This window comes from Pyrinomonas methylaliphatogenes, from assembly GCF_000820845.2.
Classification (GTDB): domain Bacteria; phylum Acidobacteriota; class Blastocatellia; order Pyrinomonadales; family Pyrinomonadaceae; genus Pyrinomonas; species Pyrinomonas methylaliphatogenes.
This window is the reverse complement of the sequence record NZ_CBXV010000006.1, coordinates 15,624-40,427: the sequence shown is the minus strand read 5'-3', so window position 1 is coordinate 40,427 and position 24,804 is coordinate 15,624. Positions and strand designations below refer to the sequence as shown.

The window sequence follows — 24,804 nt, the reverse complement described above, 5'->3', positions numbered from 1 at the left end:
ACGAACGGCGATCGCGCGCCGAAGTGGTCAGCGTTCTTCTTTGAGCTTCATCAGTTCGCGCAGGCTGGTTTCGATCTTTCGCGCGTTCTGCGGCGTGATCCTGTCGATGAGTTCGAGTCCGCCCCCTTCGACGAATTTGGCCAGATCTTCGAGCGAGGCGATCTTGAATTTTCGATAGAGCGTCGCGGCCGTTTTGGGGCCGATGCCCTCTACGAGAAGGAGATCGAGCACCGAGGCCGGGGTCTCTTCAGTCAACTTCTCCCAAGTGGCGAAGGTCCCGCGCTCCAAAAGCTCCATGATCTTGGCGCTGATGGCACGCCCGACCTTGGGGAGTTGGCGCAATCCCTCTTCCCCTTTCTCGCGCGCGATCTCGGCGAGCGGCGTAGGCCAATGGCGTATCACCTCCGCGGCGTCCCTGTAGGCGCGGATGCGGAACGGATCATCGCCGCGGATCTCCATGAGCAGGGCGAGACGTGCAAGTCTTTCGGCGATCTCTTCATTGGTCATGGTCGTTTCGCGCTCCAGCTCATCGTTCTCGTGTCGGCTCGATGTCGTCCATCGCACGGGCCGGCCTGCGATCTTCACCCGTTTCCGCCCTTAAGCTGGTTCCAGATTGGCATACTTCTCGATCAGCTTCTTCTGCCCGTAGCCGGGAAAGTTGACGATGATTTTGGCCGAATCGCCCGTTCCCTCGCGCTTGATGACCAATCCGCGCCCGTACTTCGGATGGCGCACATGCGTGCCCGGCTTGAATTCGCCCGGCTGGGAAGCGACTGCTGCGGCGCGATCCGTCTGGTCCGTGCGGGCATTGCGGCGGCGAAAGAACTCGGCGATCGAATCCACGGAATCGTAAGTCTTACCTTGATAGCGGCGCGGCGCGTAACGATCTTCGAGGGCGATCGAGGCGCGTTTGAGGCTGAGCCATGAGCGACCGCGCGAGAGGTCTTCGATCAACTCGAGAGGCAGTTCGCTCAGGAATTGAGAAGGCTCGGCTGATAGCTCTTCGCCGTAGACACGCCGTTTCATCGCGTGTGTGAGATAGAGGATGCGTTGTGCGCGCGTGATGGCGACATAACACAATCGCCTCTCCTCTTCGAGTTCGGCGCGATCGGCTGCGGCGCGCGCATGCGGAAAGATCCCGTCTTCGAGTCCGACGATGAAGACGATGGGAAATTCCAACCCCTTCGCCGCGTGCATGGTCATGAGCGTGACGCGCGCGTCGTGCCGGTACTGATCGGCGTCGGAGATGAGCGCCGCCGCATCGAGGAACTCGCGCAATCCGCCACCCTCGCGCGCGTCGTATTCGACGGCGGCGTTGACCAGTTCCTGCAGGTTAGCTAGCCGCGCGTCCGCCTCTTCGGTACCCTCCGCCTTGAGCGCGAGCTCATAGCCCGTATCGATAATCGCCGCTTTGACGACCTCGGATGCGGGCGCGCGCTGGGCCAGCGTGACGAGCCGCGTGATAGTTTGCTGAAAACCTTTCAAGGCGGCGATGGCGCGCGCGCGCCCATCTCCCTGCTCCGTCATGATCGAGATCGCCTCCCAATATGAGCCGCCGCAGTCGCGCGCGCGCCGTTCGATCTCATCAACGGTTTGACGACCGATGCCGCGCGGCGGCGTATTGATGATCCGCTGCAGGGCGAGCGAGTCGTGTGGATTGAGGGCGAGCTTCAAATAGGCGATGATATCGCGCACCTCCGCGCGCTCGTAGAAGGAGAACCCGCCGACGATCTGATAAGGGATGCCCAGCCTTCTGAGGGCCTCTTCGAAAAGGCGCGATTGCGCGTTAGTGCGATAAAGCACCGCGATGCGCGCGCGCGGGTCGTTCACCAGATGCTCCTGAATCGTCGCCGCCACGAAGCGCGCTTCCATCTCCGCATCGGGCGCTTGATAGTAGCGGATCTTCTCGCCCGTCGGATTGGCGGTCCACAGCCGCTTCCCCTTTCGCTCCGTGTTATGGCTGACGACGTGGCTGGCCGCGTCGAGGATGTTCTGCGTCGAGCGGTAGTTCTGCTCGAGGCGAATGATGCGCGCATCCTTGTAGTGCTTCTCGAAGTTCAAGATGTTCGTGATATCCGCGCCCCGCCATTTGTAAATCGACTGGTCCTCATCGCCGACGACGCATAGGTTCTGCTGCTGTTCGGTAAGAAGTTGGACCAGCGCGAATTGAAGCGCATTGGTGTCCTGGTATTCATCGACGAGGATGTAGCGGAACTTGGCGTTGTAGTGTTGGCGGATATCAGCGCATCGGCGCAGGAGTTGGACCGTCTTGATCAGCAGATCATCGAAATCGAGCGCGTTGTTGGCGCGCAGCCGTTCGTCGTAGAGGCGGAAAACGCGCGCGATGGCGGCGCGCCGTTCGTCATTGTATTCGACGCGCGCGGCGAACATCTCGGCATCGAGCCCGCTGTTCTTGGCATGACTGATGGCCGATTGAATGGAACGCGCGCTCAGGCGCTGTTCATCATACCCGAGTTCCTTCAAACAGTTCTTCACCAGCCGGATGGAATCGTCCTGATCGTAGATCGTAAAATCCCGCGTATAGCCTTCGCCGAGCGCTTCGATGTCACGACGCAAGATGCGCACGCATAGACTGTGAAAAGTCGAAATGAGCGGCGCGCTCGCCAGCTTCGAGCCGCGCAGAAGGCTTTCGACGCGCTCGCGCATCTCTTCCGCCGCCTTGTTGGTGAAGGTGACGGCTAATATGTTCGCCGGCGGGATGCCGCGCTCGGCGATCAGATAGGCGATCCGATGCGCGATGACGCGCGTTTTGCCCGATCCGGCTCCGGCGAGGACGAGGACCGGGCCTTCCGTCGTCGTCACCGCTTCACGCTGTTGCTCGTTCAATGATGCGAGTAGGTCCATCGAATCAACCATCATCGTTCAATGGGAGATGATTGTAGAAGAATCGATCATTTGATCAATCTCTGGATCGCTTTGAACTGCTCGTGGCGCGAATCGCGCAGAAGCTCGAAAAGCATCATCTCAGTCGTCGACGGCATAGCGCCGTTCATCTGCATCTTCGCCACGGCAGCGTGTTTGTTGTGCGCCGCACGCGATGTTATGCAATCGGTCAGGATATGAACCTGATAGCCGCGCGCCAACAGATCGTGAACGGTTTGATTGATGCAGATGTGCGCCTCGATCCCGCAAACGACCACTTGGCGCGCGCCCGTCTCTTCCAGTCGAGCGCGAAAAAGGGGCGCGTCACAGGCGCTGAAACAGGTCTTCTCGATCGGCGCGAGATCGGGAAGCACGGCGCGAATCTCGTTCACCGTCCGTCCCAATCCCTGTGGATATTGTTCCGTAATGATGAGCGGTAGGCGCAAAAGATGCGCAGCGTGCGCGACGAGTGCGATGCGAGCGGCGGTCTCCGTAAAATCCGAGATCGCTTGGCGGAAAGCTTCCTGCATGTCGATGATGAGCAGCGCCGTTTGCTTCTGGTCGAGAAGCTTCTCGTGCCTCATATAGACCTCTTTTGAAGGGAGCTCGCCGAGTGAGGATAACACAGGCGGGGATCTTTGAGCGACGTCGGGCACCGCTTCGCTGGATTCAACTCGAAAGCACGATGGCGGGCACCAGCGCCCGCCATCGTGCGACCCCTTACCCTGGCTCGTTCGCAGTCGGATGACTGCCAAACCCGTTCATCTGATTAAAAGGTGAGTGTGCCATCCCGATCAGCCGACGCCCCTCGTTGCCTCGCCGGTCGAAGCGGCGGCTTTCTGAGCCTGAGGGCGAGCCTCAGGCTCAGCTTCAGCGCGCTTGCCGGTCTCCAGCCCGATCGCCTCCTTCAGTTTCGCCAGCAGGAGCGGCAGGACGACGGTTTGCGCCGTCGTCGAAAGCTGTTCGATGAGGCGATCGCCGATGTTCGATAGCTCCTCTTGCAAGCGCTCATAAGCGCGCGTTTGCTGAAAACGTTCGAAGAGGCCCGGACGAGCGGCGTGCATCTGCTCCGGCGCCGCTCGGTCGTAGTGCGAAGCGGTTGGATAGATGCCTTCCGTATCCCATCTTTCGCCTTCGCCCTTGAGCGTTCCAGCGATGCCGTAACCCAGAAGGAAACCAGCGCTGAAGGCTCCCGCTGTGAAGACGAGCGGATGGCGCCGGTATTGCTCTCGCCAATCGAGAGCCTCCTTCACCTGCTGGTATTGAGTGCTCACGGTATCCCTGATCTCCTCGACGGTTTGGGCGATCGATTCGCGCGCCTCCTCCATGCGCCGCTGTAGCTCCTCTTTGGTCGCTTCCTGCTCGGTCAACGATTGATCTCGTGCTTCAACCATCGCTTATCTTTCCTCAACTCTTCGAGGCTTCTATCGGGCATCAGTTCGCGCACCGCCAGACGACCTTTCATCATCAAAGAGAGCAACGCGCCAGCCAGACCGAAGAAGAGGCCGATGGCCAGAAAACCCAGTGCATAGTGGTTCGGCGGCGGCGCGCTCATAAAACCGGAGATGTAAAGAGCAGCCGCCACGCCAAGGAGCGCAAGGCCGATCAGCGCTAAGCTTGCCCCGAAGATGGTAAGGATGAGACCCCGAACGTAGTTCGTGATCTCCTCGCGCAGCTCTATACGGAGCAAGCTTATCTTCGTGTCCATCAATTTAAGCACGTCATCGCCCAAACGTCCAAACAGCGCCGGAAGACTCTCCAGCTCCGTCGGCGATTTGGTCGTCACGCTCCTTTCGGTTTCGGCCATCTCCCCCTCCTTTATCGTCGGCGGAACAGCAAACCGAGAAGAAAACCTGCCGCTGCCGAGATCAGAAGAGCTTGCCCGGGATTCTGTCGCGCGTAGGATTTCGCCTCGTCGGCGACTTCGCGTATATCCTTGCTTTGAAGATCCTTGATCTTGCTGCCGACGACCGCGGCCTTCTCGGAGACATAATCTTTGGCTTGCGTGGCCGCTGTCGCCACCTTTTGTCCGATCTGCTGCACCTGTTCGCGCGCTTGTCTCGCTAGGTCTTGCGCCTGCGGCTCCTCGCTGCCAGTTGACCCGTATTCGACGTTCGCTCGCATCTCTTCCATTTGCTCATCTCCTTACAAAGTTTTTCGGCGGTATTCCCGCCCTGCTAAAAGGCTATACGAAAACTCTTCCTTCGCGTTCCGATTCTTCGGGCAAATCTTATGCCAGTGTGGTTTCAGGCGAGGCCGCGCCTCTTCACCGCTGGGGCTTGTTGCGAAATTGTACGCTTGGGGGCATGATCGAGGATAGTAACGATACAGCGAGAAAGAGGCATTCGGGAGGGCAAACCGTCATGATCAGAAGCATCAACCCAGCGACCGGCGAAGTGATCGAAACGTTCGAGCCGCTCGCCGAGAACGAGATCGAGAGCCGATTAAACCTGGCGGCGGAAACTTTCATTGACTACCGTCGGACCAGTTTGGCTGAGCGCGCGATGAAGCTGTTGCGCGCGGCGGAGATCCTTGAAGCCGAACGCGAGCGTTTCGGGCGTTTGATGACTACGGAGATGGGGAAACTTTTCAAGGCGGCGGTCGAGGAGGCGCAAAAGTGCGCCTGGGCGTGCCGCTTCTACGCGGAGAACGGCGAGAGGTTCCTCGCCGATGAGGAGGTCAAGACCAACGCCACGCGCAGCTTTATCCGTTATCGACCGTTGGGACCGATCCTCGCCATCATGCCTTGGAACTTCCCGTTCTGGCAGGTCTTCCGTTTCGCCGCGCCCGCGCTCATGGCCGGAAACGTCGCGCTGCTCAAGCACGCCTCTTGTGTCCCGCAATGCGCGCTCGCCATCGAAGATCTTTTCCGTCGCGCTGGTTTTCCCGAAGGAGTCTTTCAAACATTGCTCATCGAATCGAGTCAGGTTGAGCGAGTTTTGCGCGACCGGCGCGTCGTGGCGGCGACTTTGACCGGAAGCGATGCGGCAGGGGCAAGCGTCGCTTCGATCGCGGGACGCGAGATCAAAAAGACGGTGCTCGAATTGGGCGGCAGCGATCCGTTCATCGTCATGCCGAGCGCCGATCTGGATGAGGCCGTAAGCGTCGCGGTGCGCGCCCGCACGATCAACAACGGACAATCATGCATCGCGGCGAAACGCTTCATCGTTCACGAGAGGATCTACGACGAGTTCGAGCGAAGATTCGTCGCGGCGATGGAGAGGCTGAAGGTTGGCGATCCGCTCGATCCGGCGACCGATGTGGGGCCGCTCGCGACGCGCGACCAGTTGGAGACTGTGGCGGCGCAGGTGGAAAGAGCGATCAGCGCCGGAGCGCGGCTTCTAACAGGCGGACATCGGCTCGCTGGACCGGGCTTCTTCTATGCGCCGACCGTCCTTGCGGATATTCCGGAAGATGCGCCCGCGCGTCGCGAAGAGGTCTTCGGTCCCGTCGCGATGCTCTTCCGCGCGCGCGACGCGGACGAGGCCATCCGCCTCGCCAACGAGACGGATTTCGGCTTAGGGAGCAGCGCGTGGACGCGCGACGAGCGCGAGCAAGAGAGATTCATCGAAGAGCTGGAGGCCGGTTTGGTCTTCATCAACGGGATGGTCGCGTCCGACCCGCGCCTGCCTTTCGGCGGCGTCAAACGCTCCGGTTACGGACGCGAGTTGGGCGCGTTCGGCATCCGCGAGTTCGTCAACATCAAGACGGTGTGGATCAGAACTGAGGCCGCCGAACTGACGCGGACAGAATAGGAGCGGCCGAGGAGCAGGCGCTTCGATCTGGCGCGAGTGGAGGGGCCGCTTGACAAAGCGCGGGCGGCATGGTAAGTAAGCACTTACTTTTTGAGGGCGCTCGGATGGATGGAACTTCGGAGGTGATCGCGGCGCACAAGACGGCGCGCATGTCGGGCGAAGAGCGGCGCGAACAGATCGTGCGCGTCGCCATGCGCCTTTTCGCCGAACGCGGGTTCCGCGGGACGACGACGCGCGAGATCGCGCACGCTGCCGGCGTGTCGGAGGCGATGATCTTCCGCCATTTCGCCACCAAGGAGGACCTCTATCGCGCGATACTCGATGCGAAGACTTGCGCTATCGAGATGTTCAACGCCTGCGCTGAGTTTAAACCGCTCCTTAAGGCGATGGAGCGCGGCGATGATCGCGCCTTCTTTGAGAATCTGGCGCGGCTGATCCTCGATCATCATAAGACCGATATGGAGTTCACGCGCCTGCTCTTCTATTCGGTCCTCGAAGGGCATCAGTTCCATCACATGTTCATCGAGCGTTACGTGCATAAAGTGAATGATCTTTTGATCGCGCACATCGCCGCGCGGCAGCGCGCCGGAACCATTAGAAAGATGGATCCGCGCATCATCACGCGCGCCTTCATTTGTATGGTCGTGCACCACTCTTTCACCAATAATCTTCTCGACAAAGAGCACACGTTACTCGATATCTCAAACGAAGAAGCGGCGCGCGCTTTCACCGAGATCTTGCTCTATGGGGTCAGCGCGAAGCGGCGCCGTGCGGCGCGAAGGCGCGGTGGGTCGAGAAAGAGGGGAACTTGAGCGATGCGCCGATCGTTTAAAGTCTTCTCGCGTGAGAACTGATGGACGATTCTGGCATTGTGGGAGAGTTATGACGCGGAAAAGATCTCTTGTGGCCGCGTATGCGCTGATCAGCATCGCGTTTGCGCTCGCCGCCAACGGATGTCGTGGGTCGCAGGCCGAATCGGAGAACAAGAACTCTTCGTCGGCACAGGCGACGCCGACTCCGATCGACGTGACGACGGCGGCGGCGATCGAGCGCGCCTTGCCGCGTTACATCGAAGCGACGGCGACGCTCGCCGCGGACGAGCAGACCGATGTCGCGCCGAACGTCGCTGGCCGGGTCGTCGCGGTTGCCGTCGATCTCGGCAGTTACGTGTCACGCGGCGCCGTTCTGGTGCGCTTGGACGATCAGGATGCGCGTTTGCGTTTAGAGCAAGCGGAAGCGCAATTGCAACAGGCGCGCGCTTCCGTGCGGCAGGCGGAAGAGCGCATCGGGCTTCGGCCCGGCCAGCAGTTTGATCCGGCGCGTGTGCCCGAAGTACAAGCGGCGCGCGCGGCGCTCGACCTTGCCGAAAAACAGTTGCGCCGTTATGAGCGACTGGTCGAATCGGGAGACGTCTCGCGCGCGGCATACGATCAGCAACGCGCGCAGCGCGATCAGTTGCGCGATCAGTATGAAGCGGCGCTCGCCCAAGCGCGCCAATCTTACGCTGCGGTTCAGACGGCGCGCGCCGCTGCCGAGGCTGCCGCCGCGCAGGTCGAGCAGGCGCGCAAAGCGATTCGCGATGCGGTCGTTTATGCGCCGATCAGTGGTTACGTCGCCGACCGGCCAGCGGATATCGGCGAATATGTCACGCCATCGTCGAAGATCGCGACCATCGTGCGGACCAATCCGATGCGCGTGCGCATCGAGATCCCCGAGCAATCGCTCGGCGCGGTGCGTACGGGGCAGAGCGTTTCGGTGAGCGTTTCGTCCTATCCTGGCAGAAATTTCAGCGGTCGCATCGTGCGCTTATCGCCTAATCTGAACGCCGCTTCCCGTACTTTGATCGTCGAGGCCGAGATCGAAAACAACGAGGGATTATTGAAACCGGGCCAGTTCGCGACGGTGCGCATCCTTTTGCCCGAATCCCAGCCGGCGGTGCTCATCCCGCAACGGGCCGTGCGAGCTGAGGCCGGGATCAACCGCGTCTTCGTCATCAAGAACGGCCACGCTGAAGAGCGCGTCGTGCAGTTGGGCCAGATCGATGGCGATCTCGTCGAGATCAAGAACGGCGTTGCGGCGGGGGAATTGGTTGCCACGAGCAATCTCGATAAATTGCGCGATGGGGTGCCGGTGCGGCAGTGAAACGGGTCCGGGGCGAAGGAGCGGCGATAGCAGGGCGAATCCGAGCGCTGTTTATCGGAACGCTCGGCACAATGATCCGAGAGATATTGCGATCGCTGAGGCTTTATGCAGAAACTAGCTGAGATTTGCGTTCGTCGTCCCGTCTTCGCGACGATGTTGATCTTGTCGCTGACGGTCGTCGGGATCTTTTCGTTCTTCTCTCTGGGCGTCGATCTTTTCCCGAAAGTTGACTTCCCGACGATCACCGTGACGGTCGTCAATCGCGGCGCTTCGCCCGAAGAGATCGAGACCGAGATCACCGACAAGATCGAAGAGGCGGTCAACACCATCAGCGGCATCGACGAGTTGCGGTCATCGTCGGTCGAAGGCGTCTCGCAGGTCTACATCACCTTCTTGTTGGAGAAGGATGCCGACGTTGCGGCGCAGGAGGTGCGCGACAAGGTAAATTTGGTCATTCCGGATCTGCCGGAGACGGCGGAGACGCCGGTCGTGCAGAAGCTCGACACAGACGCGACGCCCGTCTTGCGCATCGCCGTTTCGGCCCCGCGCTCTTTGCGCGAGGTGACGGAGATCGCCGACAAGCAGATCAAGAAACGGATCGAATCGGTCAGCGGCGTCGGTCAAGTGCAGATCGTTGGCGGCAGCAAGCGCCAGATTAATATCTGGGTCGATCCGGAGAAGATGCGCGCCTTCGGCGTGACTCCGACCGATGTCGCCAATGCCGTCAGATTGCAGAATCTGGAGCTTCCGGGCGGGCGGATCGATCAAGGGACGCGCGAGTTGGTCGTGCGCACCGTCGGGCGCGTTCCCAAGCCGGAAGATTTCAATAAGATCGCGATCGTCACGCGCGATTCCTATCCGGTCAAGTTGAGCGACATCGGCTACGCCGAAGATGGGACGGAAGAGCAGCGTTCGCTCGCGCTGCTCAATGGTGATCCTGCCGTCACGCTCGTCGTCTACAAGCAATCGGGCCAGAACACGGTCGCCGTCGCCGATGCCGTCAAAGAACGTTTGAACGAGATCGCTCCCACGCTTCCATCGGATGTGCGCACGGAGATCGTCGGCGATCAATCGGTCTTCATCAAGGCGGCGGTTGAGTCGATCGAAACGCACTTGATCGAAGGCGGCTTTTTTGCGGCGATCGTCGTCTTCCTGTTTTTGTGGAACATCCGTTCGACTTTGATCGCCGCGATCGCCATCCCGACCTCGATCATCGCGACCTTCGGCCTGATGGCGGCGATGGGCTACACGCTCAATCAGATCACGATGCTCGCTTTGACCTTGATGGTCGGCATCGTCATCGATGATGCGATCGTCGTTTTGGAGAACATCTATCGGTTCATCGAGGAGAAGGGGATGCCGCCGTTTCAAGCGGCGATCGAGGCGACGCGGGAGATCGGGTTGGCGGTGATGGCGACGACGCTCAGCTTGTTGGCGGTCTTCGTGCCCGTCGGATTCATGCGCGGCATCGTCGGACGCTTCATGTCGTCGTTCGGCTTTACCGCTTCATTCGCCATCGCCGTAAGCTTGCTCGTTTCGTTCACCTTGACGCCGATGCTGTGCGCGCGTTTCCTGCGCCGCGAGGAGGAAGGGGGAGAGACCGGAAGCGAAGAAGCGGAGGCGGAAGAGGAACGAGCGGAGTTGATCGAGACCTATTCGAACGGTCCGCTCCGAGAGGAAGCTGGGTTGCCGCAGGTGAAGACGTCGAAAGAATCGCGCGTCTTCAAAGCGATCGATCGCACCTATACGCGGATGCTCAAGCTGGCGCTGGCCCATCGGTGGGCGGTTGTCATCTTGAGCCTGCTGGTCATCCTCAGCATCGTCCCTCTCTTCATGTTCATCGGCAAAAACTTCCTGCCCGTCGATGATCAGTCCCAGTTCGAGATCACGTTGCGCGCGCCGGAGGGGACGACGCCGGCGGCGACGGCGGAGATCGCCGAGCGGATCGCGCGCGAAGTGCGCACCCTTCCGGGCGTCACCGACACGTTGACGACCGTCGGCGGCGGGCAGCAAGAGATCGCCAACAGCGCCTCGATCTACGTGAAGCTGAAGCCGATCGAGGAACGGGAGCTGTCGCAGATCCAGTTGATGGAGCGCGCGCGTGAGATGTTGAAGAAGTACCCGCCGGATCTGCGAACGAGCGTGCAGCAGGTCGCCGCCTTTTCGGGCGGCGGATTCCGCAACGCCGATATTCAGTACGTCATCAGCGGTCCGGATCTGGAGAAGTTGCGTCAATATTCGGAAACGATTTTGGCTAAGTTGAAGACGATCCCCGATGTCGTCGATGCCGATACAACCTTCAATGCCGGCAAACCCGAATTGCGTGTCGAGATAGATCGCGCCCGCGCGGCGGATTTAGGCGTGCGCGTCGGCGACATCGCGCAGGCTTTGAACACCTTGGTCGCCGGGCAAAAGGTCTCGACCTTCAACGAAGGCACGGACCAGTACGACATCGAGGTGAGGGCCATCGGTCAAGCGCGGACCACGCCCGAAGCTTTGCAGAAGATGATCGTCCCTTCGACCAAGCTCGGTTATGTGACGCTCGATCAGGTCGTGCGATTGAAAGAGAGCACCGGTCCATCTTCGATCGAGCGGTTGAATCGTCAGCGACAGGTGACGGTGACGGCCAACGTTCGGCCCGGCGGCTCGCAGGCCGCGGTGATCGATCAATTGAATCGCTACGTGCAACAGATGGGGCTCGAGCCGGGCTATACGACCGGATTGGCTGGGCGATCCAGAGAGTTGGGACGCGCCGGCTACTATTTCGCGCTCGCCTTCTTGCTTTCGTTCATCTTCATGTACATGGTCTTGGCCGCGCAGTTCGAGTCGTTCATCCATCCGGTGACGATCCTGCTGACGTTGCCGCTCGCCGTCCCGTTCGGCATCATCTCGCTCTTCATCACGGGGCAGACGGTTAACATCTTCTCGGGACTCGGACTGTTGCTGCTCTTCGGCGTCGTCAAGAAGAACGCGATCCTCCAGATCGATCACACGAACGGGCTGCGGGCGCAGGGCATGGACCGGTACGAAGCGATCATTCAAGCCAATCGCGATCGGTTGCGCCCCATCTTGATGACGACGATCTCGCTCGTCGCTGGCATGATCCCATTGACGATCTCAAGCGGACCGGGGGCGGGGACCAATCGTTCGATCGGCGTGCTTGTGGTCGGCGGTCAGAGCTTGTGTCTGCTGTTGACGTTGCTGGCCGTGCCGGTCTTCTACTCGCTCTTCGATGATCTCGGTCACAGTCGCGTCTTGAGCCGTCTGAGCGCGCGGTTCAGCGCGGCGCTCGGATGGGTACGACGGCGAGCGGCGACGACGGCGGGCATGTTCTTGGCGCTGATCGTCGCGTTGTGGCGAAGGTGATCATCGCCGGCAGCTTATTCGTCTAGCGTTCGCTTTGGGTGTGGCTATGCGTCTTCGAGCTTTCAGGTCTTCGCTGACGTTCTTCGTCGAGCTATCGCTGTTCTTCTCTTGCGTCTTCGCTCAACAACCGGGCGCGCCAGGAAGCGCTTCTTCGCCGCAGGCCGTGAATGCTGGCCCAGCGCCGTCGGCGAACACTCCACTGGGCCAGGCTGCGAACCCGCCCGTGCCATCGGCGAACGTTCCGGCGGCGCAGAGCGGATCGGCGTTATCCGGGATCTCGATTCAGCCGAGCGCTCAACCGGCAGCGACGTCTTCCGGCATCTCGCCGGAACAGACCGTTCAGACCGGTCCGGTTCAGGGCGCGCAATTCCCCGACGTGCGTCAGCCCGGACGCGAGAGCGCGCCGACTCCGGCGCCGGAGCAATTGCCTCAGGTCCCCTCGATCGCGCCCGATTATCGCGCGCCTAATCGTCCGTTGCCTGAATTCGGGCGCGTCGGCGTCGAATTGACCAATCAACGACCGCTCTCTCTACGGGATGCCATCGCGCTTGCGCTGGCGAACAACAAGGATATCGAGGTGGCGCGACAGAACGTGCGCCTTGCCGAATTCGATCTTCAGGCGGCGCGCGGCGCATATGATCCGCGGCTCAGTTCGAGTTCCTACTATGAGCGGGTTGAGACTCCAGTCGCCAGCTTTCTGAGCGGCGGCGCCAACGGTTCCGTGACGCAATCGGATCTTACCGGCACGTTCCGGTTCGAAGGTTTGTCGCCGAAATTCGGCGGCGGCTATCGCGTCGATCTGTCGAACATCAGATTGACGACCAACAACCAGTTCGTCGCGCTTAATCCGCAGTATCAAACGGCGCTCACCTTCAGTTACACGCAGCCGCTGTGGCGCGGTTTCGGTTTCGATCAGTATCGTCGGCAGATCGAGATCGCCAAGCGGAATCTGTCGCTATCGGATGCGCAGTTTCGCCAACGCGCCATCGAGACGATCACCGCCGTCCAACGGGCCTATTGGGATCTGGTCTTCGCGTTACGCAATCTGCAGATCCAACGCGATGCGGTGCGCGATGCGCGACAGCAGCTCGAACACAACAAGCGTTTGGTGGCCGAAGGGCTGTTGGCCCCGATCGATGTCGTCGCCGCGGAAGCGCAGCTTTCCGGGTTCGAGCAGAGCGTCTACACGGCGCTTGACGACGTCAATCGAGCGGAGAACGCGCTCAAACTTCTGATCGCGGAAGATCGCCTCTCGCCCATCTGGAACGTCGCGCTCATCCCGACCGATACGGTCGATCTCGAACCGCCGGCGATCGGTTTGGATGAAGCGATGCGCGTCGCGTTGGAGAGCAGGCCCGAGATAAAGCAAGCAGATATAGCGCGCGAGATCAACGAAGTGGACCAGCGATTCTATCGCGATCAGACGAAGCCGCAGGTCGATCTGGTCGCTAGCTACGGCGTCACCGGATTAGCCGGCACGCTCTCAGAGGGCGCCGCTTCCAATCCGTTTACGGCGACGACGGCGCAACTGCGCGATCGCGTCAATCTGCTCTCTCAGTTGAACGGCCTTCCGCCGCTGCCCGCGCCGCCGACGCAGACCTTTCCGGATCTGCTGCTCGGCGGTTACGGACAGGCGTTAACGAATCTTCTGGCGAATCGTTTCAACAATTTCCGCGTCGGCGTGCAGATCAGCCTTCCGCTGCGCAATCGCACGGCGGAAGCTCAACTCGGGCGCGCGCTCGTCGAGGGCGAGCGGTTGCGCACGCAGCGCGCACAGCTTGAAGAGACGATCGCCGTCGATGTGCGCAATGCGCTGCAAGCGATCCGCACGGCTGAATCGCGGCTCCGCGCGGCTGCCGCCGCTCGCGCCGCATCCGAACAGCAGTACGAGAGCGAACGGCGCAAATTCGAGGCGGGACAATCGACCTTCTTCTTCGTCCTCGAGCGACAGACGGCCCTGACGACGGCGCGTGGCAATGAGCTGCGCGCGCAGATCGAACTCAACAAAGCCATCGCTGATCTACAGCGCGCTATGGGCAGCGCGCTCGAAGCGAATCGCATTCGCATCAAAGAGACGAAGACCGGAGCCAGACTCTCGCTCGACGAAGAACAGGTGGCGACGGATCTGAGCGGGAAATGAGCGACCGCCTGCGAATGCGGCGCGGGCAGCCAGGAGCGGATCGTTAAGTTTGAATATTCGGCTTCGTAGAAGTTACAATCCGCGCGTGGGCGAGAAGATGTTGAAGTGGCCTTTCGCTTCGATCTTCCTGATGGCGGCAATCGGAGTTCATGCGCAGCAGCGCCCGCTCATCACGGAAGATGTCGATGTTATTCCGCCGGGTAGCGTGCGGATCCAAGCGGGCATCGATTTCATGCAGGATGCCCAATTCCCGCTCTCCGGGTTAAGCGGCGAGCTGACGCGCGTCGGAGTCATCGGCGTGCATGTCGGGTTGGCCCCCAACGTTGAATTTCAGGTCACCGGCGTCGCGCAGAATTTCCTGAGCATCAACTCTCAAGGGCGCTCGGCGATCCCGCTCAGTTTCCCGCCGGGGACGAGCTCGACGAACGATGTGGGTGACTTCACCTTATGGGCCAAGATCAAGTTGCGCAACGAAACGAGGCTCGGCCCGGCGCTCGGGTTCAGATTCGGCGTGCAGTTGCCCAATTCGAATCAAGGGCGCGGGATCGGGACCAACCAGACGAACGCTTTTGGGATGCTTCTTGTCGGTAAAAAGTTCGGGCGCGACGCGCGCTTGAACGCCTTCGGCAATATCGGCCTCGGGATCTTGAGCGCGCCATTGCAACCGTTTACGCAGAACGACATGCTGCTTTATGGTGTTGCTGGGATCTATCGTTTGACCGATCGCATCAACGTCGCGGGTGAGATCAACGGACGCGCCAACACGCGCCGTGGCGCTGCGCCTCTCGGCACGGAATCGCAAGGGGAAGCGCGGTTGGGCGTGCAGGTACGCGCTTCGGGCTTGCAGTTCGATTTCGCTGGGATCAAAGGGGTAGCGGGGACGAGCCCACGATCGGGATTTACTTTCGGCGTCACCTACGACACGCCCGCGATCTTCACGCCAGCACGATAGCTCATCCGGGGATCGCAATCTTCAAAACCGTCGTTGAGGGTCTTCTCGTGTCAAGCTCGATGGCGATGTTCGACTGGTTACGCGCGACAGCACGATGGCTTCAACAGTTCATCATCAGCGTGCCATTGCATATCGCCGGACCGGCGATGATCATCATTGGGGCGCTCGATTCCTCTTTGCTCTCGCTGCCCGAGATCAACGATTATCTGGTCGTGATGCGCTGTTACAGCGAACCGCGAGAGATCTTCTATTTCCCGCTCTTCGCGGCATTAGGCTCGGTCATCGGCTGCACGGTGCTCTACACGCTTTCAAGGCGTGGCGGGCAAGCGGTGTTAAGGGCGCGATTTCGCGCCGAGCACATCGAGCGCGTCGAACGCGCTTACGCGCGATTTGGACCCCTAGCGTTGGCGATCCCGGCGCTTCTGCCGCCGCCGATGCCGTTTAAGATCTTCGTCGCCACTGCCGGTGCGCTCGAATATCCGCGTTGGCGTTTCATGATGACGATCCTCATCGCGCGCGGCATCCGTTATTATGTCGAAGGGACGCTGGCGATCTTCTATGGCACGCGCGTCCTGCTCTTCATTCGGGATAATGGATTGATGATCGTCAGCGGCGTCGCTTCGGCTGGTTTCATCGCCTTGCTCGTTTACTGGTGGTATAAGAGACGGGCCGCGCGCGCGACAATTGGGGCGAACGCCGAAGACGCAAAGGCGGCGCGCGCGGCGGAGCCTTGAAGTCCATTTGACAGAATGAGAGAGTTCGCTCGAACGGAAAGCGAGGAGATCGAGCTTATGGAGAGGCTAGCGTTACGATGATCTTAGGTTGGGCCAACCGCTTCGCGCAAGTGGCGAGTTATCTGACGACCTTCGGTTTGTTCGGAGTCTTCCTCCTCGCGCTGCTCGACTCGGCGGCGATCCCTTTGCCCGGCGGTCCAGACGCGGCGTTGATCCTGCTGACGACGGCTTATCCGCGTTGGTTCTTGCTCTACGTTTTGGCGGCGACTTCGGGATCGGTCTTAGGTTGTCTCATCCTTCAGGCGATCTCGCGGCGCGCGGGCCGCCGCGCGCTCGAGCGGTTCTCCTCGGAGCGGAGAGAGCGGGTGCGCCAGTTGATCGATCGTTACGACGCGTTTTCGGTCTTCGTCGCTTCAATCCTGCCGCCGCCATTCCCTTTCAAACTGTTCATCATAACGGCTGGCGTCTTTCATCTCAACGCCTTCCGTTTGGCCGTGGCGATCGGTGTGGGGCGTGCGCTCCGCTATCTTCTCGAAGGGTATTTGGCGATCCATTATGGAGCGCGGGCGGGGGAATTGTTCGCGCGGTATTATCCAACGATCGGCATGGGGCTGGCTGGTCTGATCATCCTCCTGCTCATCTTTCGCCATCTCTTTTGGCGCGCCCGCCCGTCGCTAAGTTGAAAGGGCGATCGGGGGATTGAGCGCGGAGGCTCGGGCGCGTTCGAGCAGGCGAAGGAAGATTTGGGCCGTCGCATACGCATCGCTCGTCGCCCGGTGATGATTGGTGATGCTGATTTGAAAATGTTCCGCCAGCGAACGCAAACGGTAGCTAGGCAGTCCTGGGACCAGCCGCTTGGCGAGTTTGATCGTACACAGGCTCTCATTCGCCAGCCTGTATCCGGGAAAGAGCCGTTCGATCTCATGATTAAGGAAGCGCAGATCGAAAGCCGCGTTGTGGGCGACGAGGATTGACAAACCGGCGAACTCTAGCCAATCGTGAACGATCTCGGCGAAACGCGGCGCGCGCGCGACTAGCGCATCGGTTATTCCGGTGAGCGCGGCGATGAAGGGTGGGATGGGAGCCTCAGGGTTCACCAAGCGATGAAACTCATCGACGATATCGCCATCTTTGATGCGATAGGCGCCGATCTCCATGATGCGGCATGGCGGCGTGCGAGTCCCGGTCGTTTCGACATCGACGACGACGAACTCCGTCGCCTCGAGGATCGAATGCGTCGCGTTGTTTGCGATGATCTCTATCTCACCGTTCGCCGTCATTCGCACGCGCGGATCACCGTGCAGCAGATCGGCGATCAGCAGCGTCGCCGTGCGAGCGTCGAGGTGGCGTATCTGCAGGATTTGATCGGCGGCGATCGTTGCCGGGACGCGCCCTCCGAAGCGGTGCGCAAGCTCGACCATCTCCTGCGCGAGCTCGGAGGAGGGGATGAGATTGCGATAAGGTGGCATAGCGCGCGCATTGTAGCATAAGGGGGCGCGAAAAGTGATAGCGCTATCGAGTCGCTAGGCGCATCGACCACCTGCGCGATCGAAAGCGTGCATCAATGGAGTCGAAGGACCATCAGAGAACTTCTTCGGTGTGAGGTCGTATGTTGACAGCGGAAGAGATCCTGGACCTTTTTCGGCGGACGGGCGCTCTGCTCGAAGGCCATTTCCTTCTATCGAGCGGTTTGCATAGCACATGCTATCTGCAGTGTGCGCTCGTCCTTCAATATCCGCATGAAGCCGAGGCGCTCGGTCAAGCGCTGGCCGAGCGTTACGGTCGCGAGCGGATCGCCACCGTCGCCGCGCCAGCTCTCGGCGGCATCATCATCGGACATGAAGTGGCCCGCGCCCTCGGCGCGCGCTTCATTTGGACCGAACGGGAAAACGGGATGATGACTTTGCGGCGTGGATTTGCGGTGCAACCGGGTGAAAGGGTCCTCGTCGTTGAAGATGTCATGACGACGGGCGGATCGACGCGCGAGACGATGGATGTCTTGCGTCGAGCGGGAGCTGAAGTCGCCGCGGCAGCCGCGATCGTTGACCGTTCCGGAGGCGCGATTGATCTCGGAGTGCCGCATCAAGCTCTGCTCACGCTGAAGATCCCAACGTTCAGAGCGGACGAGTGTCCAGCTTGCTTACGCCAAGAGCCGCTCATCAAACCCGGAAGTCGAGCGGGTTTGCAAACTCGATGAGCGCTCGGTTCACGGAAACGGGTCGCCTGAAGAACGGATTCCGATCATGAGTTATCGCTTAGCGTTGCAGGTGGCCATTTGCACGCGTTGAAGTCTTCGCACTCGACATGAATTATCGCTTAACGCTGCAATACGACGGCACGGATTTCCACGGTTGGCAGATGCAAGAGGGGCGGCGAACGGTGCAGGGCGAGTTGACGCGCGTGCTCTCTTTGCTCGAAGGCGAGCCGGTCATCGTTCATGGCGCCGGGCGGACGGATGCTGGGGTCCATGCCGAGGCGCAAGTGGCCAGCTTCCGTCTGCGACGCCAGATCACGCCCGAGCGCTTGCGCGGCGCGCTCAACGGCAATCTGGATTGGGATGTGCGCGCGATCGAGGTGGAGGTCGCCCCCGAAGAGTTCCATGCGCGCTTCTCGGCGCGCAGCAAAACCTACGTCTATCGCATCTTCAACGCGCCTTTCATCTCGCCTTTCTGGAGACGTTACGCGCTCCACGAAGCGCGCCCGGTCGATCTTGAAAGGATGCGACAAGCGGCACGCTTCTTCCTCGGCACACATGACTGGACCGCTTTCTCCGCGGCGCAGACGGAGGCGCGCTCGCGGGTGCGCACCGTGACGGAGCTGGAGATCGAAGAGCGCTGGTCCATGCGCGGTCGCGGGCGTCTGATCGAGATCAAGATCACGGCGAATGGGTTCTTGCGTTACATGGTTCGTTCCATCGTCGGCACCTTGCTCGAGATCGGGCGCGGCGAGATGGAACTCGAAACCCCACGACGCGCTCTCCTCACCGGCAAACGCGAGTTGGTCGGGGCGACCGCTCCCGCCCACGGTTTGACGCTCGTGCATGTCGATTACGCGGAGACGATGGCGGGTTGGGCGAGCGCGGGCGCAGCGGCGGGCGATGACGACGATTGACCTTCGGTCGAGATCTTCCGCGGGAGTATGAGAAGCTTTACACAAGCGCCCATCGTCTTTCGGGTTGCGCTCGCGCTCCCGCGCCCATTAAGATGCAATCTTCGCCTGAAACGCATCTTTCATCCTTATCGGTTATCGATGTTGACCAATTTCACCAACGTCATCGAGCCCGGTTCACGCGATGAGGACCTGTTGCGTGCGATCGCGTGGGACAGGTTGCCGCGCCATATCGCCATCATCATGGATGGCAACGGGCGGTGGGCTGCGCGGCGCGGGCTGCCGCGTGTGGCGGGCCATCGCGCGGGCGTCGAGGCCGTGCGGGCGGCTGTCGATACGAGCGCGCGATTGGGGATCAAAGCGCTGACGCTCTACGCCTTTTCGACGGAGAATTGGAAGCGCCCGCGCGCTGAGATCGAAGCTTTGATGCGGATGTTGAAGCGCTATTTGCGCCTCGAACTGGACGAGATAGATCGACAGCACATACGCTTTCAAGCGATCGGGCGCATAGATGAACTCGAGCAGAGCGTCAGGCGCGAACTCGAACGGGCCATGAAGCGGACGGAAGGGAATGCGGGAATGGTCTTGAGCGTCGCGCTCAATTACGGCGGACGAGCCGAGATCACCGACGCCTGTCGCGCGGCGGTGCATCGCTTGCAGCTCGAAGGGCGCGCGCCCGACGAGATAACGGAAGCGGATATCGAACGCGAATTGTACACGCGCGGCTTGCCCGAACTCGATCTCCTGATTCGCACGAGCGGCGAGATGCGGATCTCAAACTTCTTGCTCTGGCAGGTGGCTTATAGCGAGATCTATGTGACGGAGACCTTATGGCCGGATTTCCGGCGCGTGCATCTGCTCGAGGCGATCCTCGACTATCAACGGCGCGATAGGCGTTTCGGCGGAGTAAAAGAGCAGCCTTGCGCCGAAAACGCTTACGCTGAAGCTGGCGTCAAGTCGTAGCTTCGGACTAGCGTGAAGCCGGATAAACGGGGCGTCCGGCGGCAGCGTCTCGGGTCAAGTCGCAGCTTCGGACAGCGTGAAGGGCCTCTTGCTCATCAGCTCTTTCATCACCCAATAGCCGGAACTTGATTCAGGGCGCTCGCCTGAGCTTTCATCTGACTGCAGCGGCGCCGCAGACCCCGCCCTTCAGGGCTGGGGAGGAGCGCCGCCTTCCCTCCTCTCGTGAAATGTGGTAGCAGTAGCATATGAGCATGCAGCGGACGATTCGGGTCGGGCTGAAACCGACCCCCGAGCAGGCGGACGCGCTCCGGGAAACCCTCCGCCAGCACACCGAATGCTTCAACGCCGTGTGCGCGTATGGTTGGCAGCACCAGGAGAGGAACGGCGTCCGGCTCCACCATGCCACCTATCGCGCCTTGCGCGAGCGATTCCCAGCGCTCCCGTCCCAGCTTGTGGTCGCCGCCAGGGAACGCGCCCGCGAGGCGCTGAGGAGTGCGTTTGGCCGCGCAAGGCGCGGCAAGAAGGCATCCCAGCCGAGAAGCCGTCTGTGCCCTATTCGGTACGACGCACGCACCTACGCGCTTCGCGCCGCCAAGGGCTATGTGAGCCTCGCGTCCGTGGCGGGGCGGCTCAAAGTGCCGTTCGCCCTCGATCCACACACCCAGGGCATTCTGGATCAGGCCGTCGGCTTCGACAGCGCCGACATGATCCATCGCAAAGGCCGGTTCTGGCTGCATATCGTCGTCACCATCTCCGACGTGGAGTTCCAGCCGTCTGGAGATGTCGTTGGGGTGGACATGGGCCTTTCGCGCCCTGCCGTCTGCTCCCACAATCGCTTCTTTGGGAAACGCCGCTGGAAGGAGATCGAGCGCCGGTACTTCCGGCTCCGTCGCAGTCTCCAGCGCAAAGGCACCCGCTCGGCCAAGCGGCACCTGCGCAAGCTGGCCGGGAAGGTCAACCGCTTCCGGCGCGATTGCGACCATGTGCTCAGTCGGCGTATCGTCGATTCCGTCCAGCCCGGCACCGTGATCGTCGTGGAGAACTTGGTGGACATCCGAAGCCGCACCAAACAGCGCGGCAGGGAATCGCGCCGTCGCCTGCACTCCTGGAGCTTCGCGCGACTCAGAAGCTTCCTGGCATACAAGGCAGCAGCTAAGGGGTGCAAGGTTGTGGGTGTCGATCCCCGTCACACGTCGCAGATGTGTTCCCGTTGCGGACATGTCCATCGTCGAAATCGACGCTCCCAATCACGGTTCCTATGCCGGGCTTGCGGGTTCGAGCTAAACGCCGATCTCAACGCTGCCCGCAATATAGCCCGGAAGTACCTTGCCAGCGGTGCTACATGTGCCGCTGGCGGGCCGTTGTCAACCGGCCTCGCGTGCCAGCCCGCGTAAGCGGGCTAGGCGCAAGCCCCTAGCTTTAGCTATTAGGGTAGTTGACAGGCGCGTTCTTTCATAAATTAGGTGGGCCAGGGGAGGCTCGATGTCGCAACGGATCGTTACGGCCGTCGTCCTTTTGCCGATCCTCGTCGCTTCGATTTGGATCGAAAGACTAGCCGCGATCTTCATCATCTTCGCCCTCGTCGCGATGTGCTTTGGGCTGTGGGAGTTCTGGCGGCTTGCGCGAAGATTCGATCCCGATCTGATCGTCGGCGGGCTCTTCGCCCTTCTCCTCTTCGCGATCTTTCTCATTGGTCGATTGGATCTATTGCCCGCCGCGATCTCCTCTTCGATCATCGCGGTCCTCATCGCGAGGCTGTTACGCGGGGCGCCTTTCGATAGCATGATCGCTTCGTCCGGGGCGACTCTACTTGGCCTCTTCTACGTCGTCGGTTTGGGCGGACATCTCGTCGCAGTGCGGATGGGATTCGAAGCCGCTTTAGCTGCCAAGCTGCTCTCCTTCTTTCTGCTCGTCATCATGGGATCGGATACTGCGGCCTACTACGTCGGGCGCGCTTGGGGGCGTCGCAAGCTCGCTCCGACGGTCAGCCCCGGGAAGAGTTGGGAGGGCGCTATTGGCGGGATGCTGGCCAGTCTGTGTGCCGCTGTAGTGGCCCACTACTGGTTCTTCGTGGAGCTGCCATTGCGCATGGCGCTTCCGCTCGCGGCGGCGATGAACGTTCTAGGCGTGCTAGGCGATTTGACCGAAAGCGCTTTAAAACGCGGAGCCGGCGCGAAGGATGCGGCCAATATCTTGCCTGGTCACGGCGGATTCCTCGATCGCTTAGATAGCCTGCTCTTCAACGCTCCGCTGATCTACTACTTCGGAAAACTATACTTCGCCTGAAGCGCGGCTTCTTCCCGGCTCGGAGCGAGAGGCGGGAAGCCTGTCACCAATTCGCCGCGACCGGTGGGCGCGCGGTCAAAGGATGCGCCAGCTCATAAGCGTGCGCCAATCTAAGGAGCGTGCTTTCGTCCCAGTGGCGACTGACGAGTTGCATGCCGATGGGAAGCCCGCTAGAAGATAGTCCGCAAGGGACGGAGATGCCGGGGATGCCGGCGAGATTGACGATACAGGTGTAAACGTCGCTGAGGTACATTTTGAGCGGATCGTCCGTCTTCTCGCCCAGCAAGAAGGCCGGGGTTGGAGACGTAGGCGTGATGATCGCATCGCAACGCGCGAAGGCGCGATGAAAATCTTCACGGATGAGCGTGCGCACTTGTTGGGCTTTGCGGTAATAGGCCTCATAGTAGCCTGAAGAGAGGACGAACGTGCCGAGCATGATGCGCCGTTTGACTTCCGCGCCGAACCCTTGATCGCGCGTGCGGCGGTACATCTCGATCAATTCATCGGCTTCTTCAGCGCGAAAGCCGTAACGGACTCCATCGTAACGCGCGAGATTGGACGACGCTTCCGCCGTCGCGATGATGTAGTAGCAGGCGATCGAATATTTCGCGTGCGGGAGTTCGACCTCAACGATCTCAGCGCCGAGATCGCGATAGGCTTCGATCGCCCCTTCGACGGCGCGACGCACTTCCGGGTCGAGACCTTCGCCGAACAGGGCGCGTGGCACGCCAAGGCGCACGCCCTTCGCATCGGGCACTAGTTGTGCGGCGTAATCCGGCACGGCGACATCTGCCGTCGTCGCATCATGTGGATCGCGCCCGGCGATGACGCTGAGGACTTTGGCGACATCGCGCGCGCGCAGACCGAAGATCCCGATCTGATCGAGCGAAGAGCCGAAGGCGACGAGCCCGTAGCGGGAGATGCGCCCGTAGGTCGGTTTGAGGCCGATGATCCCGCACAGGGCTGCCGGTTGGCGTACGGAACCACCCGTGTCCGAACCGAGCGCGATCGGCACGATGCGCGCCGCCACCGCCGCCGCTGATCCGCCCGACGATCCGCCCGGCACGCGCTCGATATCCCACGGGTTTCGCACTGGACCATAGGCCGAGTTCTCGTTCGATGACCCCATCGCGAACTCATCGCAATTGGTCTTGCCGATGATCACCGCTCCGGCGGCGCGCAGCCGTTCGATTGCGGTCGCATCGTAAGGCGGATGGTAATCGCCCAAGATGCGCGATCCACAGGAAGTCTGCAGACCGCGCACGCAGATGTTGTCTTTGATGGCGATGGGGATGCCGAAGAGCGGGCCGGTCGCAGGGAGTTTGCCGAGCGACTGGTCCAGTTCTGCGGCGCGCGCTTCGGCGCCGCGGCGGTCTATCGCGAGGAAGGCGTTGAGCGTTTCGTTAAGCTTTTCTGCCGCATCGAGCGCGCGCGCGACGATCTCACGCGCGCTGACTTCACGAGAGACGATCTTTTGCCGAAGTTCTTCGAGATCGCAATCCAAATAGCTCATCTTCGAATCCTAATGAGTGGCGATGGTTGATAGAGAATCGGTGAAGATCGAGTTCCGATCTTCCTGACTTTGGGGAGCGCTAGAGCACTTTGGGCACGCGGAAATAGCCCAGCGCCGGATCCGGCGCCTCTTCCAGCGCGACCTTCTGGCCGAGCGAAGGTCGAACCTCATCATCGCGCATCGTCGGCGTGCGCTCGCCTTCCGGCGTCAGCCCGCCGATAGCCGGCTCGACTTCGCTCGTATCGAGCTCGTTCAACTGTTCGACGTAGGCGATGATTGAAGCGATCTGCGGCGTAAGCGCGCGCCGCTCTTCTTCTGTGATCTCCAATCGCGCAAGCGTAGCCAGTTTCTCGATATCAGCTTCCGTGATCAACATGGCTCTTGATCCTCTGTGACGATCTATTCGTCAATCTTCTCCGACCGCTCAATGCGATCGAGGCAACTTCCGGCAGCGAGCAGGAAGCGGCGGCGTAGGGCCTCATCGCGAATCTTGCCGGCAGCGACGCGCAACCCTTCGGCGCGGCGGAGCGCCTGTTCTTCGTCAACGAAATAGCTGATCCGTTGCCGACGTGCGCGTTCCCGCTGGACCGTTTGAGGATCGACGCGGAACTCGATGTAGGTGACGATGGGTTGCCCGAGCAGCGAGTTGAGGCGAAAGATCAATTGCCCGCTGATCTTTTCGATCTGCCTTTGCCATGTGGCATCGGGCACGGCGACGATCAACGTGCGCCGATAGAGGCGGAAAGGGATGGCGTGATAACGTAACCCTTCTCCCGCGACGCGCCGCCAGGCGACGAACACCGCCGCTTCGGCCACTTCCTCGTTGTCGCCTGCTGCGCGAAGGAGCAACGGCAAGGCTCTGATCAATTCGTCCATCGGTTGACTGCCGCGCTGCCGATGATGATAAAACTTCGTCAGTTGCGAAGCGCTTAAGTGTAGCGGAAAAGATAAGAGGCCACAAG

General features: G+C 60.8%; 23 protein-coding genes. 13 read left to right on the top strand and 10 right to left on the bottom strand.

Features of this window, described 5'->3' with window-relative positions; translation table 11 throughout:
* Nucleotides 1-27 precede the first annotated feature (27 nt).
* The 6 genes from PYK22_RS08485 to PYK22_RS08460 form a co-directional block, all read right to left on the bottom strand.
* On the bottom strand, nt 28-585 hold the full coding sequence (locus tag PYK22_RS08485) for a helix-hairpin-helix domain-containing protein (protein WP_157770770.1): 558 nt from the start codon (nt 583-585) through the stop codon (nt 28-30).
* 12 nt (nt 586-597) lie between these two features.
* Nucleotides 598-2,865 (bottom strand): ATP-dependent helicase, encoded by a 2,268-nt coding sequence (locus PYK22_RS08480; protein WP_041976577.1) that lies wholly within the window; start codon nt 2,863-2,865, stop codon nt 598-600.
* A gap of 47 nt (nt 2,866-2,912) precedes the next feature.
* On the bottom strand, nt 2,913-3,467 hold the full coding sequence (locus PYK22_RS08475; protein WP_041976183.1) for a hydrolase: 555 nt from the start codon (nt 3,465-3,467) through the stop codon (nt 2,913-2,915).
* 210 nt (nt 3,468-3,677) lie between these two features.
* A complete protein-coding gene (locus tag PYK22_RS16625; RefSeq protein WP_157770769.1) occupies nt 3,678-4,277 on the bottom strand; it encodes a hypothetical protein in 600 nt (199 codons plus the stop codon).
* Complete coding sequence (locus tag PYK22_RS08465) at nt 4,250-4,690, bottom strand: phage holin family protein (RefSeq protein WP_041976179.1); 441 nt, start codon at nt 4,688-4,690, stop codon at nt 4,250-4,252. Before PYK22_RS08465 ends, PYK22_RS16625 begins: the two co-directional genes overlap by 28 nt.
* A gap of 11 nt (nt 4,691-4,701) precedes the next feature.
* Entirely contained in the window at nt 4,702-5,016 is a 315-nt protein-coding gene (locus PYK22_RS08460; protein WP_041976177.1) for a DUF883 family protein, read from the bottom strand.
* A gap of 230 nt (nt 5,017-5,246) precedes the next feature.
* On the opposite strand from PYK22_RS08460, the gene PYK22_RS08455 reads away from it, so the two are divergent.
* The 8 genes from PYK22_RS08455 to PYK22_RS08420 all read left to right on the top strand — a co-directional run bounded on the left by PYK22_RS08455 (nt 5,247) and on the right by PYK22_RS08420 (nt 16,655).
* The gene (locus PYK22_RS08455) at nt 5,247-6,638 is read left to right on the top strand and encodes an NAD-dependent succinate-semialdehyde dehydrogenase (protein ID WP_041976175.1); all 1,392 of its coding nucleotides are present in this window, start codon (nt 5,247-5,249) and stop codon (nt 6,636-6,638) included.
* A gap of 104 nt (nt 6,639-6,742) precedes the next feature.
* Nucleotides 6,743-7,450 carry a TetR/AcrR family transcriptional regulator gene (locus PYK22_RS08450; RefSeq protein WP_041976174.1) on the top strand — a complete coding sequence of 236 codons (708 nt, stop codon included), beginning with the start codon at nt 6,743-6,745 and terminating at the stop codon, nt 7,448-7,450.
* Between the two features lie 70 nt (nt 7,451-7,520).
* The gene (locus PYK22_RS08445; protein ID WP_041976172.1) at nt 7,521-8,780 is read left to right on the top strand and encodes an efflux RND transporter periplasmic adaptor subunit; all 1,260 of its coding nucleotides are present in this window, start codon (nt 7,521-7,523) and stop codon (nt 8,778-8,780) included.
* A 105-nt stretch (nt 8,781-8,885) separates the two neighbouring features.
* On the top strand, nt 8,886-12,146 hold the full coding sequence (locus tag PYK22_RS08440) for an efflux RND transporter permease subunit (protein WP_041976170.1): 3,261 nt from the start codon (nt 8,886-8,888) through the stop codon (nt 12,144-12,146).
* A 46-nt stretch (nt 12,147-12,192) separates the two neighbouring features.
* Nucleotides 12,193-14,286 (top strand): TolC family protein, encoded by a 2,094-nt coding sequence (locus tag PYK22_RS08435; RefSeq protein WP_041976168.1) that lies wholly within the window; start codon nt 12,193-12,195, stop codon nt 14,284-14,286.
* 97 nt (nt 14,287-14,383) lie between these two features.
* Nucleotides 14,384-15,238: a hypothetical protein gene (locus PYK22_RS08430; protein ID WP_157770768.1), complete on the top strand. Its 855-nt coding sequence runs from the start codon at nt 14,384-14,386 to the stop codon at nt 15,236-15,238.
* A 65-nt stretch (nt 15,239-15,303) separates the two neighbouring features.
* Nucleotides 15,304-15,972 (top strand): YqaA family protein, encoded by a 669-nt coding sequence (locus PYK22_RS16620; RefSeq protein WP_157770767.1) that lies wholly within the window; start codon nt 15,304-15,306, stop codon nt 15,970-15,972.
* A gap of 77 nt (nt 15,973-16,049) precedes the next feature.
* On the top strand, nt 16,050-16,655 hold the full coding sequence (locus PYK22_RS08420) for a YqaA family protein (protein ID WP_041976163.1): 606 nt from the start codon (nt 16,050-16,052) through the stop codon (nt 16,653-16,655).
* Here the strand turns inward: PYK22_RS08420 and PYK22_RS16615 are convergent.
* Complete coding sequence (locus tag PYK22_RS16615) at nt 16,647-17,393, bottom strand: 3'-5' exonuclease (RefSeq protein WP_157770766.1); 747 nt, start codon at nt 17,391-17,393, stop codon at nt 16,647-16,649. The two genes, PYK22_RS08420 and PYK22_RS16615, sit on opposite strands and share 9 nt — an antisense overlap.
* 188 nt (nt 17,394-17,581) lie before the next feature.
* On the opposite strand from PYK22_RS16615, the gene pyrE reads away from it, so the two are divergent.
* From pyrE to PYK22_RS16610, 5 genes are all read left to right on the top strand, one after another.
* Entirely contained in the window at nt 17,582-18,169 is a 588-nt protein-coding gene (gene pyrE, locus PYK22_RS08410; RefSeq protein WP_041976161.1) for an orotate phosphoribosyltransferase, read from the top strand.
* Nucleotides 18,170-18,276: 107 nt separating this feature from the next.
* Nucleotides 18,277-19,083, top strand: a complete 807-nt coding sequence (gene truA / locus PYK22_RS08405) for a tRNA pseudouridine(38-40) synthase TruA (RefSeq protein ID WP_041976159.1) — start codon at nt 18,277-18,279, stop codon at nt 19,081-19,083.
* Nucleotides 19,084-19,110: 27 nt separating this feature from the next.
* The gene (locus tag PYK22_RS08400; RefSeq protein ID WP_211197650.1) at nt 19,111-20,043 is read left to right on the top strand and encodes an isoprenyl transferase; all 933 of its coding nucleotides are present in this window, start codon (nt 19,111-19,113) and stop codon (nt 20,041-20,043) included.
* A gap of 245 nt (nt 20,044-20,288) precedes the next feature.
* Nucleotides 20,289-21,437 (top strand): RNA-guided endonuclease InsQ/TnpB family protein, encoded by a 1,149-nt coding sequence (locus PYK22_RS17245; RefSeq protein ID WP_083437720.1) that lies wholly within the window; start codon nt 20,289-20,291, stop codon nt 21,435-21,437.
* An 88-nt stretch (nt 21,438-21,525) separates the two neighbouring features.
* On the top strand, nt 21,526-22,329 hold the full coding sequence (locus PYK22_RS16610; RefSeq protein WP_060635487.1) for a phosphatidate cytidylyltransferase: 804 nt from the start codon (nt 21,526-21,528) through the stop codon (nt 22,327-22,329).
* 43 nt (nt 22,330-22,372) lie between these two features.
* Here PYK22_RS16610 and gatA read toward each other — a convergent pair whose 3' ends face one another.
* The 3 genes from gatA to PYK22_RS08375 form a co-directional block, all read right to left on the bottom strand.
* Nucleotides 22,373-23,842, bottom strand: coding sequence for an Asp-tRNA(Asn)/Glu-tRNA(Gln) amidotransferase subunit GatA (gene gatA / locus PYK22_RS08385; protein ID WP_041976155.1), 1,470 nt, complete (start codon nt 23,840-23,842; stop codon nt 22,373-22,375).
* 79 nt (nt 23,843-23,921) lie between these two features.
* A complete protein-coding gene (gene gatC / locus PYK22_RS08380; RefSeq protein WP_041976153.1) occupies nt 23,922-24,218 on the bottom strand; it encodes an Asp-tRNA(Asn)/Glu-tRNA(Gln) amidotransferase subunit GatC in 297 nt (98 codons plus the stop codon).
* 23 nt (nt 24,219-24,241) lie between these two features.
* Nucleotides 24,242-24,718 (bottom strand): DUF721 domain-containing protein, encoded by a 477-nt coding sequence (locus PYK22_RS08375; RefSeq protein ID WP_041976151.1) that lies wholly within the window; start codon nt 24,716-24,718, stop codon nt 24,242-24,244.
* Nucleotides 24,719-24,804 lie beyond the last annotated feature (86 nt).

Coding starts and splice junctions, on each gene's coding strand:
- PYK22_RS08480 (WP_041976577.1), bottom strand. CDS start 2,865: ATGGACCTACTCGCATCATTGAACGAGCAACAGCGTGAAGCGGTGACG.
- PYK22_RS08475 (WP_041976183.1), bottom strand. CDS start 3,467: ATGAGGCACGAGAAGCTTCTCGACCAGAAGCAAACGGCGCTGCTCATC.
- PYK22_RS16625 (WP_157770769.1), bottom strand. CDS start 4,277: ATGGTTGAAGCACGAGATCAATCGTTGACCGAGCAGGAAGCGACCAAA.
- PYK22_RS08465 (WP_041976179.1), bottom strand. CDS start 4,690: ATGGCCGAAACCGAAAGGAGCGTGACGACCAAATCGCCGACGGAGCTG.
- PYK22_RS08460 (WP_041976177.1), bottom strand. CDS start 5,016: ATGGAAGAGATGCGAGCGAACGTCGAATACGGGTCAACTGGCAGCGAG.
- PYK22_RS08455 (WP_041976175.1), top strand. CDS start 5,247: ATGATCAGAAGCATCAACCCAGCGACCGGCGAAGTGATCGAAACGTTC.
- PYK22_RS08450 (WP_041976174.1), top strand. CDS start 6,743: ATGGATGGAACTTCGGAGGTGATCGCGGCGCACAAGACGGCGCGCATG.
- PYK22_RS08445 (WP_041976172.1), top strand. CDS start 7,521: ATGACGCGGAAAAGATCTCTTGTGGCCGCGTATGCGCTGATCAGCATC.
- PYK22_RS08440 (WP_041976170.1), top strand. CDS start 8,886: ATGCAGAAACTAGCTGAGATTTGCGTTCGTCGTCCCGTCTTCGCGACG.
- PYK22_RS08435 (WP_041976168.1), top strand. CDS start 12,193: ATGCGTCTTCGAGCTTTCAGGTCTTCGCTGACGTTCTTCGTCGAGCTA.
- PYK22_RS08430 (WP_157770768.1), top strand. CDS start 14,384: ATGTTGAAGTGGCCTTTCGCTTCGATCTTCCTGATGGCGGCAATCGGA.
- PYK22_RS16620 (WP_157770767.1), top strand. CDS start 15,304: ATGTTCGACTGGTTACGCGCGACAGCACGATGGCTTCAACAGTTCATC.
- PYK22_RS08420 (WP_041976163.1), top strand. CDS start 16,050: ATGATCTTAGGTTGGGCCAACCGCTTCGCGCAAGTGGCGAGTTATCTG.
- PYK22_RS16615 (WP_157770766.1), bottom strand. CDS start 17,393: ATGGTCGAGCTTGCGCACCGCTTCGGAGGGCGCGTCCCGGCAACGATC.
- pyrE (WP_041976161.1), top strand. CDS start 17,582: ATGTTGACAGCGGAAGAGATCCTGGACCTTTTTCGGCGGACGGGCGCT.
- truA (WP_041976159.1), top strand. CDS start 18,277: ATGAATTATCGCTTAACGCTGCAATACGACGGCACGGATTTCCACGGT.
- PYK22_RS08400 (WP_211197650.1), top strand. CDS start 19,111: ATGAGAAGCTTTACACAAGCGCCCATCGTCTTTCGGGTTGCGCTCGCG.
- PYK22_RS17245 (WP_083437720.1), top strand. CDS start 20,289: ATGAGCATGCAGCGGACGATTCGGGTCGGGCTGAAACCGACCCCCGAG.
- PYK22_RS16610 (WP_060635487.1), top strand. CDS start 21,526: ATGTCGCAACGGATCGTTACGGCCGTCGTCCTTTTGCCGATCCTCGTC.
- gatA (WP_041976155.1), bottom strand. CDS start 23,842: ATGAGCTATTTGGATTGCGATCTCGAAGAACTTCGGCAAAAGATCGTC.
- gatC (WP_041976153.1), bottom strand. CDS start 24,218: ATGTTGATCACGGAAGCTGATATCGAGAAACTGGCTACGCTTGCGCGA.
- PYK22_RS08375 (WP_041976151.1), bottom strand. CDS start 24,718: ATGGACGAATTGATCAGAGCCTTGCCGTTGCTCCTTCGCGCAGCAGGC.